This is a genomic window from Sphingomonas sp. BL-S-29, from assembly GCF_055521495.1.
The window spans coordinates 713,807-726,580 of the sequence record NZ_CM145482.1 but is presented as its reverse complement, the minus strand read 5'-3'; the positions used below and the strand labels follow the sequence as shown (position 1 = coordinate 726,580).

The 12,774-nt window shown below is 66.9% G+C and carries 15 protein-coding genes; 8 read left to right on the top strand and 7 right to left on the bottom strand.

Going from position 1 to position 12,774, the window contains the following annotated elements:
* Positions 1-29 precede the first annotated feature (29 nt).
* Genes ACZ1I2_RS03525 through ACZ1I2_RS03515 form a run of 3 tightly spaced genes read right to left on the bottom strand, consistent with a single transcriptional unit; the run spans position 30 to position 2,651 of the window.
* On the bottom strand, positions 30-476 hold the full coding sequence (locus ACZ1I2_RS03525; RefSeq protein WP_465170984.1) for a nuclear transport factor 2 family protein: 447 nt from the start codon (positions 474-476) through the stop codon (positions 30-32).
* Positions 473-1,309, bottom strand: a complete 837-nt coding sequence (locus ACZ1I2_RS03520) for an amidohydrolase family protein (protein WP_465175127.1) — start codon at positions 1,307-1,309, stop codon at positions 473-475. Before ACZ1I2_RS03520 ends, ACZ1I2_RS03525 begins: the two co-directional genes overlap by 4 nt.
* Complete coding sequence (locus ACZ1I2_RS03515; RefSeq protein ID WP_465175128.1) at positions 1,296-2,651, bottom strand: MFS transporter; 1,356 nt, start codon at positions 2,649-2,651, stop codon at positions 1,296-1,298. Before ACZ1I2_RS03515 ends, ACZ1I2_RS03520 begins: the two co-directional genes overlap by 14 nt.
* A 265-nt stretch (positions 2,652-2,916) precedes the next feature.
* Between ACZ1I2_RS03515 and ACZ1I2_RS03510 the strand changes: the two genes are divergently transcribed.
* Together ACZ1I2_RS03510 and ACZ1I2_RS03505 are read left to right on the top strand one after the other, a co-directional pair.
* On the top strand, positions 2,917-3,441 hold the full coding sequence (locus tag ACZ1I2_RS03510) for a MarR family winged helix-turn-helix transcriptional regulator (RefSeq protein ID WP_465170987.1): 525 nt from the start codon (positions 2,917-2,919) through the stop codon (positions 3,439-3,441).
* An 80-nt stretch (positions 3,442-3,521) separates the two neighbouring features.
* A complete protein-coding gene (locus tag ACZ1I2_RS03505; protein ID WP_465175129.1) occupies positions 3,522-4,463 on the top strand; it encodes a VOC family protein in 942 nt (313 codons plus the stop codon).
* A 4-nt stretch (positions 4,464-4,467) separates the two neighbouring features.
* On the opposite strand, the gene ACZ1I2_RS03500 is transcribed toward ACZ1I2_RS03505, so the two are convergent.
* The 3 genes from ACZ1I2_RS03500 to ACZ1I2_RS03490 all read right to left on the bottom strand — a co-directional run bounded on the left by ACZ1I2_RS03500 (position 4,468) and on the right by ACZ1I2_RS03490 (position 6,872).
* Positions 4,468-5,259: an IclR family transcriptional regulator gene (locus tag ACZ1I2_RS03500; protein ID WP_465170989.1), complete on the bottom strand. Its 792-nt coding sequence runs from the start codon at positions 5,257-5,259 to the stop codon at positions 4,468-4,470.
* Between the two features lie 113 nt (positions 5,260-5,372).
* Positions 5,373-5,879, bottom strand: a complete 507-nt coding sequence (locus ACZ1I2_RS03495; RefSeq protein WP_465175130.1) for a VOC family protein — start codon at positions 5,877-5,879, stop codon at positions 5,373-5,375.
* 87 nt (positions 5,880-5,966) lie between these two features.
* Positions 5,967-6,872 (bottom strand): LysR family transcriptional regulator, encoded by a 906-nt coding sequence (locus tag ACZ1I2_RS03490; protein WP_465175131.1) that lies wholly within the window; start codon positions 6,870-6,872, stop codon positions 5,967-5,969.
* Positions 6,873-6,977: 105 nt separating this feature from the next.
* Between ACZ1I2_RS03490 and ACZ1I2_RS03485 the strand changes: the two genes are divergently transcribed.
* The 6 genes from ACZ1I2_RS03485 to ACZ1I2_RS03460 are packed head-to-tail and all read left to right on the top strand — an operon-like array spanning position 6,978 to position 11,980.
* Positions 6,978-7,793, top strand: coding sequence for an alpha/beta fold hydrolase (locus ACZ1I2_RS03485; protein WP_465175132.1), 816 nt, complete (start codon positions 6,978-6,980; stop codon positions 7,791-7,793).
* 21 nt (positions 7,794-7,814) lie between these two features.
* Entirely contained in the window at positions 7,815-9,005 is a 1,191-nt protein-coding gene (locus tag ACZ1I2_RS03480; RefSeq protein WP_465170993.1) for an LLM class flavin-dependent oxidoreductase, read from the top strand.
* Positions 9,006-9,012: 7 nt separating this feature from the next.
* Complete coding sequence (locus ACZ1I2_RS03475) at positions 9,013-9,945, top strand: alpha/beta hydrolase fold domain-containing protein (RefSeq protein ID WP_465175133.1); 933 nt, start codon at positions 9,013-9,015, stop codon at positions 9,943-9,945.
* 8 nt (positions 9,946-9,953) lie between these two features.
* Complete coding sequence (locus ACZ1I2_RS03470; protein WP_465181573.1) at positions 9,954-10,337, top strand: carboxymuconolactone decarboxylase family protein; 384 nt, start codon at positions 9,954-9,956, stop codon at positions 10,335-10,337.
* Positions 10,327-11,472 carry a 3,4-dihydroxy-2-butanone-4-phosphate synthase gene (gene ribB / locus ACZ1I2_RS03465; protein ID WP_465175134.1) on the top strand — a complete coding sequence of 382 codons (1,146 nt, stop codon included), beginning with the start codon at positions 10,327-10,329 and terminating at the stop codon, positions 11,470-11,472. The genes ACZ1I2_RS03470 and ribB overlap by 11 nt, the downstream gene beginning before the upstream one ends.
* Positions 11,465-11,980: a flavin reductase family protein gene (locus tag ACZ1I2_RS03460; RefSeq protein WP_465175135.1), complete on the top strand. Its 516-nt coding sequence runs from the start codon at positions 11,465-11,467 to the stop codon at positions 11,978-11,980. Before ribB ends, ACZ1I2_RS03460 begins: the two co-directional genes overlap by 8 nt.
* 55 nt (positions 11,981-12,035) lie before the next feature.
* On the opposite strand, the gene ACZ1I2_RS03455 is transcribed toward ACZ1I2_RS03460, so the two are convergent.
* Complete coding sequence (locus ACZ1I2_RS03455) at positions 12,036-12,749, bottom strand: DNA helicase (protein WP_465175136.1); 714 nt, start codon at positions 12,747-12,749, stop codon at positions 12,036-12,038.
* Between the last annotated feature and the right edge of the window lie 25 nt (positions 12,750-12,774).

Here is a 12,774-nt window from a genome sequence, read left to right as displayed (position 1 = left end):
CCCTTTTTGTCTCCGGCCGACAGGCCCGTTCAGGTGAAATTGAGCTGCGCCCCACCGCGGAACAGGTTGACCAGTTCGCGCCGGGTGCAGAGCCAGCGTTGCGCCGTCTCGTCCCAGCGAAAGCTTTCCGTCGCCCGGCTGATCCGCGCGGGCGACGTGCTTTCCTGGGGCGCTTCGCCATCCGCCGCCCACAGCAGCATGTACCAATGCGCCGTGGCGCCGCCCGCCCCGTCGAAATCGGCGCGGAAGTTGCTGAACGCATGGACTGCGACGCGCGCGCCCCGCGCCTCGCGCCAGCTGTAGAAATTCTGGATCGCCTCGCGCCCTTCGAGGTGAAGCCGGCCCGAACTATAGACCGCGTCGGGCGCATAATAGTCGCCGGCGCTGCGGCCCCAATTGGTGTCGACGTCGTGCCAGAAATCGGCGAGCCCCATTTCGAGCTCGGCGGTGGCCATGGCGCGTTCCGTGCGATTCATGCGTGGCTCTCCTGATTGAAAAACAATGCCAGCGCCGTCCGGTCGATCGCCGCCCGCGTCGCCGCATCGGGGACGAGGCGGCGATACAGGTCGAGCGAGTCGGCAAAGCTGGTCTTTGCCTCATGGTTCACGAAGGGCGCGTCGCTGCCCCAGAGCAGCCGCCCGGGCCCGGCTGCGTCGAGCAGGCGCGCGGCAACCTCGGCGGCGATCTCGAACGGCATGCGGAATCCGGCCGAGATCTTGACCCAGGCGCGGCCGGTATCGATCGCCCGGAGCAACGCCTCAGTGCCCGCGCGCCGCTCCACCGGCTCGCGCGGGGGGACCCCGAAATGATCGATCACCAGTGAGATGCCGCTCGCTACGAAGCGCGGCAGCAGCGCCGGAAGGACCGCGCCGCCGGCGAGCAGCTCGACATGCATTCCGCTTTCGGCCAGCCGGTGCAGGAAGCCGCGCCATGGCTCGACCGCGAGATCGGGCAGATCCGCCAGCCGGCGCCACTGCAACCTGACCCCCACCACGCCGCGCGCCACCAGGTCGCGCAGCGTCGCAAGGCCCGTGTCCGGCGGCAGAAGGACGGTCGCGCGCAACCTCGGATACGCCGCGAGTGCCGCGAGCGTGTAGGCGTTGCCGTCCTCGAACAGGCTCGCCGCCGCGATCACGCCCCTGGCGATACCGTGACGGTCGAGATCGGCGAGATAGGTTTCGACGGAATAGTCATAGTCGGGACGCGAATGTGCGTCCGGGGCGAACGGCATCGCGCGCGTGAAGATATGGGCGTGAACGTCGACCGCCGGCGGCGGTACGGGCGACGCCCGCTCGTCACCCATGGCCATGCCCGGTGCGCACCGGTTGCGGCGCGCCCTTCAGGCTCATCAGCCAGAAGGTGAAGATGCCACCGCAGGCCAGCGGAACGCCGAGCATGGCGAAGATACCGATCGGGCCGAAGCCTTCGGTCAGCACGAAGGTACCGAACAGCGGCGCGAAGATCGACGCGACACGCCCCGCGCCATAGGCCCAGCCCACACCGGTCGCGCGGCTGCTCGGCGGATAGAGCGAGGCGGCGAGCGCGGCGATGCTCGCCTGGCCGCCATGCTGGAACACCGCCATCAGCGCGACCGCGACGAACATGCCGAAACCGGGCGCGAGCAGGCCGACCATCACCGCGCCCAGAGCAGCGAGCAGAAAGGTAGAGGTCATCACCAGCTTGAAGCCGAACCGGTCGATGAAAAAGCCGATGCTGAGCATGCCGATGAACCCGGCGACCGTGTTGGTCCCGTTGATCAGCGCCACCTGCTGCCAGGGCAGGCCGATCACATCCTTGAAGATCGTCGTCTTCCACACGCCGGCGGTGATGAACACGAAGCTGGAAATGGTGATCGCCCACATCAGGAACGTCTTCAGCCGCTGGCCGGGTCCGAGGATATCGGTGAACAGGATGGCGAGCGCGGGCCGTTCCGGCCGGGGCGCGGCGACCAACGTCACCGGCGCCTCGAGCGCCGGCTGCATCCGGTGCGCGAGCGTCTGGATCGCCGGATCGTCCGGGTTGCGCGCGGCGAGCGAGCGCAGCGATTCGGGCAGGAAGAAATAGATGAAGGGCAGCATGATCGCCGGCAATGCGACCGCGATCCAGAAGGCGCCGCGCCAGCCGAACGGCTCGAGCACAAAGCCCTGCATCAGCGCGCCGAGCAGCGCCCCGATCATCGTGCCGCTGACCGTGATCGCGCTCATCGTCGCGCGCAGCCGCTTCGGCGCCGTCTCGGACGCCAGGGTGACGAGGATCGGGATCATCGCGGTGCCGCAAAAGCCGGCGACGAAACGGCAGATGGTGAAAGGTGTCAGCGATGTGGTGAACAGGATCGCGAGCGCGCTCAGCATCATGCCGGTATAGCAGAACAGCAGCAGCCGCGGCCGCCCGACCCGGTCGGCGAGCGGCGGGATGAGGAAGGCGCCAGCGAGCATGCCCACCTGCTGCGCGATCATCGCCGAGGTGATGGCGGTGGTCGGCACGCCGAAATCCCTGGCCAGGTCCGGCAGGACCCAGCCGACGACATAGATCTCATAACCGTCGATCGCGGCCAGGAACGTGCACAGAATGAGGATGATGAGATGGAAGCGGCTGAATTTCAGCCCATCGAGAAAGCTGTCAACGTCGATCGCCCGCGCCTCGGTCACCATAGCCTGTTTCCCTCCCCTGACTGTCGCAGTCCAGGTCCGGCCGATTGAATCGGCATCGGATTGTCGATCATCATATCATACGGCATTCGATATATACAAACGAAAGCCCGATGATGAATGTCAGCTTGGCTTAGTAATGTGAAGCCGTCCAGATCGGTTTCGGATAAAAAAATTGTCATGTCGAAATGCGCGGCAGGGCGCGGCCATGGCAGTCCGCTTCCCGGGGTCGCTGGACAGCCCGGCAAGGATCGGACACTAAGGGCGGATGGGGAAAGCCGCTCGCGCAAACGCCGATCGAAGCACGCACTCGATCCTGCATCTGGTCAAGCAGGTTCAGTACAAGGCCTATGTGCAACTCGAATCGGTCCTGAACCCGCTCGGGGTCACCGCGGTCCAGTTCCGGATCCTGACCACCCTGTCGACGCGGCCCAACATGTCCTCGGCCGAGCTGGCCCGGCTGTACGACGTCAAGCCTCAGACGATGATCAAGCAGATCGCCCTGCTCGAAACCAAGGGCCTGATCGACCGGCGGGTCAGTGACGCCAACAAGCGCCTGCTCGAGCTGAGCCTGACGGAGACCGGTGCGTCCGCGCTCAAGCAGCTCCAGAAGGACACGCGCGATCTCGAGCGCGAGCTGCTGAAACCACTCAGCGCCGACCAGCAGGCCGCGTTGCGCGGCCATCTCCTCATCCTGCTCGACTCGCTCAGTTCCTCCACTGCCCCGGACGAAGGGGGCGACATCGAGGAATTGACGCCGGAATATCGCCGCCCGGGCGTGCAGCGCCTCTGAAGTCGCTCTTTTGGGCTAGCGGGCGGCCCAGCATCCGGTAATGTCGAGCGTCATTCGTTTCTGCTGGATTGCTCACGCCCATGCTGCTGCAGTCGCTCGGCTATATCGGAGTCTCGACGGCACAGGCCGATGCCTGGGCGGATTTCTCGACGGGCCTGCTCGGGATGCAGGTCGCTGACCGGAATGGGAGCGGTTTTGCCCTACGCACCGACGGGCGCGCGGGGCGGCTGTTCGTCGAGAAAGGCGCGCGGGAAGGGGTGAGCGCGATGGGGTGGGAAGTCGCCGATGCCGCTGCGCTCGCACAGCTCGCGGCGCAGCTCTCCGATGCCGGTCACGCGGTCCGCCCGGGAACCCGGATCGAAGCGGAGCAGCGCCGCGTGGCCGCACTGATCATTGGCGAGGATCCGGTGGGCAACCGGATCGAATTCTTCCACGGCGCCGCCGCCGCGGCCACCCCCTTCACGCCGGGTCGCGCAATCAGCGGGTTCCGCACCGGGCCGCTCGGGCTCGGCCATGTCGTGCTGACGGTCACGTCGATCGATGCGATACTGCCTTTCTACACCGACCTGCTCGGCTTTCGGCTCAGCGATTATGCGCTGCGCCCGTTCAAGGCGTTCTTCTTCCATCTCAACAGCCGCCACCACAGCTTCGCGGCGATCGAGACCGGGGTGAACGGCTTCCATCATCTGATGGTCGAACTCGATTCGCTCGACGATGTCGGCCAGGGCTACGACCTGGCGCAGCTCGAAGAGGGGCGCATCGGCGTGACGCTCGGGCGCCACACCAATGATTTCATGACTTCCTTCTACGCGCGCACGCCGTCCGGCTTCATGATCGAATATGGCTGGGGCGGGCGATCGATCGATCCGGCGCGGTGGGAGCCGTTCGAATGCGATTACGGCCCGAGCCTGTGGGGCCATGAGCGCGCGTGGCTCGATGACGCTAAACGTGCCGAGGCCCGCAGGCTGCGGCTCGACGCCGCCGCCGCGGGCCGCCGCGCGCCCGATTTCGTCCGCACCTAGGGCTTTATTCCTTGCCCGGCGCTGCACCCAGCCGCTGCGATATGCCCTGAGTCGCGTCGAGCAGCAGCTTGACGAACTCCTTGTGGCGCGGACGACTCATGAACTCGCTTGGTCCCAGCAGGGTCAGTGTGGCGGCGATCTTGTTGCTGTAATCGAAGATCGGCGCGGCCATGCCGGCAAAGTTGCGATTGAGCATGCCGACCGTCGACGCATAGCCCAGGCTGCGGATCTTCTCGATGCTCTCCGCCACCTCTTCTTCGGTGGGCAGGCGGGCGTTGCCCGAGGCGTCGTACGCCGCCTGTGCCTCCAGAGCGCGCGCGGTTTCATATGGCGGCAAATGCGTCCGGAAGACGAGGCCGGTCGCCGTGCTCGTCATCGGCAGGATATAGCCGAGGCGCACCGAAAAGGCGCCCTGGAGCCTGCCGTCGGCCTTGGCCACGATGCACGGCCCGCGATCGCCCCAGAGCGAGAGATAGATCGCGCAATCGGTCTTGTCGCGCAACTCGGTCATCGAGTCGGCGGCGATCGTCACCACGTCGAGCTGCCGAATCGCGGCGAGGCCGAGCTGGATGGCAAAGGAGCCAAGCCCGTAATAGCCGTTCTGCGGATCCTGATAGGCCATGTTCTCGCGAACGAAGCTGACCAGATAGAGGTGCACCTTGCTCGGCGGCATGCTCGCGCGCGCGGCGATCTCGCGCAGCGGCAGTGCACCTTCCGCCATGCGCAGGACCCTGAGCACTCTAAACCCGACTTCGATCGACTGGACTCGCCGGCGCGATTGTTCGGTGTCTGCCATGCGATGCTCAACCTTTTGTCATTTTCCCGGCGATCTTCCTGCCAACCGGGCGCCCTTCTGTCCATGCGACAGGTAATGGACGCCGGCCGATCGAAGACCTGGGACCGACAAGGTCAGCCGTGCTTGCGCTTGTTCCAAGTCGCCAGCGTGGCGTGTGCCTCGCTTGCTGCCTGTGCCAGGAAGCCCGGCTCCTCGGTCCGCGCCGCGATTTCGAGCCTGAGGCCGTTCGGGTCGAAGAAATAGATCGAGCGCACGAATTCATGATCGACCAGCGGCGTGGTTTTTACGCCATGTTCGGCGAGCCGCAGACGCATCGCGTCGACATCCGCCACCGAATTGGTCTCGATCGCGAAATGCTGGACCCATTCGGGGGTGTTGGGCGACGGGGCGGGTTTCTCCTCACCGCCCAGGTCGAAAAAGGCGATATACGATCCGTCGCCGAGCTCGAAGAAGAAATGGACATAGGGCTGTTCCTCGCCCGTGCTGGGCACGCGCTCGGACATCATGCAATTGACCAGCGGCAGGCCCAGAATGTCCTCGTAGAAATGGCGCGTCTCCTCCGCGTCGCGGCAGGGATAGGCGAAATGGTACAAGCCGTTCAGCGGCCGTGCGTCAGTCATGATGCGCTCCTCTCCCCCGGATGATAGCAGGATCGAAACGGCGCGCCGTCATCCTCGCGGGAGGACGAGGCGAACCGTCGTCGCCGCTCAGCCGGCGGTACCTGCATGCTTTACCATCATGTCGATGAACCGGTGCAGCGCCGCCGAGCGGTCTCGCGCGCGCCAGACCAGCAGGACCTGAAGCTCCAGCCCGAGATCGGCAATCGGGATCAGCCGGATATTGTGGCCAGGCGAGAGCGGCCCGCCCGCCGTCACCAGGCCGACCCCCATGCCGACCGCGACCAGGCTGAACAGGATCGAATTGGTCGTGCATTCCTGCACGAAGCGCGGCGCGCTGCCGCTGCTGATGCAGGCCGCCATCAGCCGGTCATAATAGCCGGGTGCCGTGGCGCGCGCCGGCCCGAGCACTGGCTCCTCGACGATCTCGGCCATGGTGATCGACTCCCGGCCGGCGAGCCGGTGGCTCTCATGCACCGCGAGCATCGTCTTGCCCGTGCCGATCGGCGCGCGGTCGAACCCCTCGTCGTCGCGCTCGTCGATATGCGCGTCATAGACCAGGCCGACATCGAGCGTGCCTTCCCGGAGCGCGGCGATCTGGGCCATCGACCCCATCGAGCGCAGGTCGAGCGCGACCAGCGGCTCGTTCTCGCGAAAATGCAGCAGGCCGTAGGAAATGAAATCGTACGCCGTGATGATCTCGCTCAGCCCGACCCGGATCGTGCCGAGATGCCCGCTGCCCATCCGCCGCGCGCGGTCGACCGCGCGATCGACCTGCGAGAGAATCTCCTCCACCTCGTCGAGGAACACGCGGCCGGCGCTGGACAGGCGCACGCCGCGGGGCAGCCGTTCGAACAGCTCGACCCCCAGTTCGGCCTCGAGGTCGCGGATCTGACGGGTGAGCGCCGGCTGCGCCACGCGGAGCGTGACCGCGGCACGCCCGAAATGCTGCTCGCGACCGATCGCGCGGAAATATCGCAAATGCCTCAGTTCCATCGGCAACCCATACTTGCAGGGTATCGGACGCTCAAGAACAAAGAATTGGACGTATCAGTCCCCGGGAAACACTGTCCGTGACACGAACAGGACGAGTGGAGAGCGATGGAAACGGGGTGCCTTGACGAGCTGAATTTCGGCACTTTGTCCTCGATCGACGTGCTCGGCACCGAGGTCGAGCTGTTCACCGCCGGGAAGGGCGCGCCACTGCTGTTCCTGCACGGGCTCGATGGCCTCGAAGGCTCCGCGCCGCTGCTGCGCGACCTGGCGCGGGACTTCACCGTCCACGCCCCCTCGCACCCCGGCTTCGGCAATTCCGCCCGGCCCGCGCGGCTCGATCGGGTCGACGACCTTGGCTATTTCTATCTCGACATGATGAACTTGCTGTCGCTGGCGCAGCCGGTGGTGGTGGGCAGCTCGTTCGGCGCCTGGGTGGCGGCCGAGACGCTGACCAAGGAGCCGGATCGCGCCGCGCGGCTCGTGCTGGTCTCGCCGCTGGGCCTGCCCACCGCGCATCGCCGCGAGCAGCATGTCGCCGATATCTTCATGCTCTCGCGCCAGGAACTGGGCGCCCGCCTGCAAGTCGGCCCGGCCGAGGCCGGCAATGACATGGCCAGGCTCACCAGGCTGCCCGAGGAGCGGATCCGCCGGCTGATGCGCAACGACGAAGCCGCCAGCCTCTATGGCTGGACCCCCTATATGTCGAACCCGAAGCTGGTCGACCGGCTGCACCGGATCGGCGTGCCGACGCTGGTCGCCTGGGGCGCCGAGGATGCGATCGTCAGCGACACCTATCGCGCGGCCTGGCGCGAGGCATTGCCCCAGGCCGAGGTCGAGACATTCGCCGGCGCCGGCCACCGGCTTCACGCCGATCAGCCCGCCACGCTCGCCGCCCGTATCGCGGCCTTTGCCGCCGCCTGACCGCGCGGCCGGAGACCAAGCATGAAGATCTGGCATTTCACTGAACAGGCCTATCACCCCGCCTTCCCGGTACCGGGCTCGATGCGCGTCACCCTGCCGCAGCATCATTGCGACCCGAACGAGGCGGGGCGGCTGCTCAACCGCTATCTCGACGAATATATGCTGGCCGACGAGCTGGGGCTGAACATCATGGTGAACGAGCACCATGCCGCCGCCACCTGCATGTCGACGTCCTGCATGACCACGCTCGCGATCCTCGCGCGCCAGACCAGCAAGGCGCGGCTGCTCGCGCTCGGCATCCCGCTCGCCAACCGGTCCAACCCGCTGCGCGTGGCGGAGGAGATCGCGATGGTCGATGCGCTCTCGGGGGGGCGGCTCGAGGTCGGGCTGGTCAAGGGCGCGGCCTATGAGCTGTTCATGTCGAACCGCCAGCCGACCGGCTTCATGGACCGGTTCTGGGAAGCGCACGACCTGATCCTCGCCGCCCTGTCGAACCAGGGCGAGGTCTTCTCCTGGGAAGGCGAGCATTTCCATTACCGCACGGTCAGCATGTGGCCGCGCCCGATCCAGCAGCCGCATCCGCCGCTCTGGATGACCGCCTCGAGCGCGACCAGCGCGCGCGATTATGGGCTGCGCGGCTATACCTGCGCGACCTTCCTCTCCGGCGCCGTCGCGCGATCGGTCTTCACTGGCTATCGCGAAGCCTATGCCGCGGCGCATGGCCGGCAACCGGGGCAGGACAAGCTCGCCTATCTGGCCCTTGTCGCCTGCGCTGACGACCGCGCGACCGCGTTCCGCCGCGCCGAGGAAATGAAGAGCTATTTCACCACCGCCGCGCGGCTCGAACCGCAGTTCCGCAATCCCTGGGGCTTCAACCCGGTCGAGGCCAATATCCGCATGCTGCAGGCCGGCTCCTCGGCGATGCGCCCGCGCATGCGCAACGGGCAGCCGCTGCCGGTCGACGGCTCGATCGAACAATATATGGACGCCGGCCTGTTCTTCGTCGGCACGCCCGACGACGTCTATGACCAGCTCGCGCAATTCCATGGCGAGACCGGCGGCTTCGGCAATTTGCTGATGATGGGCCAGGCGGGCGAGCTCGACCATCAGGACACGGTCGACAATCTCACCCTGGTGGCACGCGAGGTCGCGCCGCGGCTGGCCGAGCTGACCGAGCTGCCGCTCGAGGTTCGTTATGAGGCCGTGGGCTGATTCGCGCGTGATTGCAGACGAGCCCGGACCGGGCATCGCGCGCTATGTCGAGCTGTTCCGCGCCCAGCCTCTGGCGGCCGATTTGGAGACGATGCGGCTGGCCGGCGACCTGAGCGCGCACCGCTTCGCCCAGGGCCTGGCGCACGGGGTCGAGCGCTTCGACAGCGCCATCGCGGCGCCGGGCCGCGAGATTCCGCTGCGCCTCTACGATCCGGGCGGGGACGGCCCGCGCCCGGCGATCTGCTATGTTCATGGCGGCGGCTTCGCGCTGGGCAGCATCGAGAGCTTCGACATTGCCTGCGCCGCGCTTGCCGACGCGACCGGCGCGCTGGTCGCGAGCATCGGCTATCGCCGGCTGCCCGAGGCGGATTATGCCGCCGCGCAGGACGATTGCGACCAGGCCTTTGCCTGGCTCGCGCGCCAGGCGGACGCGCTGAACGTCGATCCCACGCGCCTCGCTCTGGCCGGCGACAGCGCCGGGGCACTGCTCGCGCTCGCCTGCGCCGCCAAGGCGCGGGATGCGGGCGGTGCGCTGCCCGTCTGCCTGATGCTGTTCTACGGCACCTTCGCGATGGACCCGGCCCGGGCCGACTATGCCGCCAGCCGCGATCCGCTGCTCAGCGGCGACCGCGTTCGCTCCTATATCGCGCTGTTCCGGCGGTGCGGCGGGCTCGACCACCACGCGGCGCCGGTCGACCGGGACGACCTGGCCGGCCTGCCCTTCACCCATATCGTCGCCGCCGCGCTCGATCCCTTGTACGGCGAAGCGCGGGAGCTCGCCGACCGGCTCGACGCGGCCAGGGTGCCCACCTCGTTCCAGCGCGCATCCGGCATGATCCATGGGTTCCTGCGCGCCGTCGGCGTCTCGCCCGATGCGCGTGCCGAACTTGCCCGGGCGGCCGACGCGGTACGGCCGCTGCTGCATCCCACCGACAGCTGAAAGACCAGATGATGGAAAAAGACGATTCCTACGACCGCGGCCGCGCGATGCGCTTCGAGATGTTCGGCGAGCCCGGGGTCCGCAGCCTCGACAATACCGACGATTTCCAGGAGCCGCTGCAGGACCTGGTGACGCGCCTGTGCTTCGGCGACGTGTGGAGCCGCCCCGGGCTCGATCGCAAGACCCGCAGCATGCTCACCATCGCGATCCTGATCGGCCAGTCGCGCCCCGACCAGCTGCGCAACCATATCAACGGCGCGCTGGCCAATGGCGTGACCAAGGACGAGATCCGCGAGATCCTGCTCCATACCACGCTCTATGTCGGCCTGCCCGCCGGGTCGGACAGCTGGCGCCACGCACGCGAGACATTGCAGGACGCCGATGCCTATTGAGTCCGCCCTGCTCGAGCCGACACCGGCGAGCATCCACCGTGCGATCTCGCCGATCGAGGACATCATCGCGGCGGCGCGCAACGGCCGCCCCTATATCCTGGTCGACGCCGAGGACCGGGAGAATGAGGGCGACGTCATCATCCCCGCCCAGTTCGCCACGCCCGACCAGATCAATTTCATGGCGCGCCACGCCCGCGGCCTGATCTGCGTCGCGATCACCGAGGAGCGCGCGAGCGAGCTGCGCCTGCCGCCGATGGTCGCCGAGAATCTCTCCGGCCACCGCACTGCCTTCACCGTCACGATCGAGGCGCGCGAAGGCGTAACCACCGGCATCTCGGCGCAGGACCGCGCGCATACCATCGCCGTCGCGATGGACCCTTCCAAGGGCGCCGCCGACATCGTCTCGCCCGGCCATGTCTTCCCGCTCGTCGCGCGTCCCGGCGGCGTGCTGGTGCGCGCGGGCCATACCGAGGCCGCGGTCGACGTGTCACGCCTCGCCGGACTGATGCCCGCCGGCGTGATCTGCGAGATCCTCAACGACGACGGCACCATGGCGCGCCTGCCGGACCTGATCCGCTTTTCGGAAGCGCACGACATGCCGATCGGCACGATCGCCGACCTGATCAGCTATCGCCGCCGCACCGAACGCTGCGTCGAGCGAGTCCATGAGGAAGCGTTCGAAACGATCTACGGCACGGATTTCCGCCTCACCGTGTTCCGCAACATGATCGATCATGTCGAGCATGTCGCACTCTGGCGCGGGCGGATCGCGCCCGAACTGCCGACCCTGGTGCGCATGCACCGGCTCGATTTCGTGTCCGACATGCTCGCCCCGCCGACCGAACGGCGCCATTATGTCGAGCGCGCGCTGACCCGGATCGGGCTGAGCGACGGTCCTGGCGTGATCGTCTTCATCCGCGATCCCTCGACCAGCGCGATCTCCGAGCGGCGCAGCAACGGATCCATGCCGACGCGCGACCAGCGCATCCGCGATTACGGCGTCGGCGCCCAGATCCTGCTCGACCTGGGCGTCAAGGATATCGTGCTGCTGACCGAGAGCGAGGCGCGCCTGTCGGGCATCGAGGGATACGGACTGCGCATCGTCGGCAGGGAAGGGCTGGGCGGACATGACTGACCTGACGGAACTGGCAAACGCGCCGAGTATCGCGGAGCAGCTGCGCGCCGGGCTGCGCCGGCTCGGCAAGGCAGTGGTGGTGATCACCTGCTGGCACGACGAACGACGCTGGGCGATGACCGCGACCGCGGTGAGCGAGCTCAGCATGGATCCGCCGTCGCTGCTCGTCTGCGTCAACAGGAACGCCAGCCTGTATGGGCCGCTCACCGCCGGTGCCAATTTCTGCGTCAACATCCTGCACGCCGATCAGCTCGACGTATCGAAGGCCTGTAGCGGCGCGATGAAGGGGGAGGAACGGTTCAGCGAGGGCAGTTGGGGATCGGGTGCCTGCGGCACGCCCTATCTGCACGAGGCACAGGCCCATTTCATCTGCGAATATGAGACGCATGTCGAATATGGCACGCACGCCGTGGTGATCGGCGCGGTGCGTGAAGTCGACTGGTCGGGCGAGGTCGATCCGCTGATCTATCTCGACGGCGGCTATGCGCGGGCGGCCCGGCTTTCCTGACGATCGAGCCTGGAATCCATGCCGAGACGCCCGCGGGGCCGCTCCGCTGACGACGTCAGGCCAGTTGCTCGAGACGGGCTTCGCCATTGTGCAGGAAGCACGCCTTGGTGAAGGCGCTGGTGTCGAACGGATTCGGCAAGCGGATGTCCGCCAGCGCCGGGAGGTTTCTCCCCGTCGTCTCGAAAGCGCGATCGATCTGGGACAGCGCCACGATGATGCATCCCGTCGCGGCCGCGAACAGCTTCAATGCCTGCACCTGGACGGCTAGTTCCGGGTTGCGCCGCCGCTGATCCAGCAGCTGGAGATAGTCGATGATCGCCACGGCGCCGCTGTTGCCGCTGCCGATCCGATCGATGATATGCTCGGCGCAGATCGCATCGGACGTATCGACGATCAGCCTGTCCCTGATCCTTTCATCGTGGTTGCCGAGTCCTTGCAGGCGATCGAACACCACGCCTTCATGGTCTTCCAGCGTGAAGAAAAAGGCTGGCCTGCCGGTCCGGACCGCCTCGACCGCGATCTCGAGGCCCATCAGCGTCTTGCCATGGCCGGGACGCGCGCCCAGCAGCACCAGATCGCCTGGATCGAACTGCGCGAGCATTTTGCCGGTCGGTCGCTGGCCGGGTACCGACGCGGACAGATGGCTCCAGCTTCGGAAGCCTTCCTTTCGGGCCAGCTGGTCGAGCGCTGCGTGAAGCGGAACGTCGGACATGCGCGCAAGCAACCTGGCCTGACGCTTCAGTCGGAAGATCGGGGCGGATAACGTCATCGAGAACCTCCTCTTTCGAGCGATG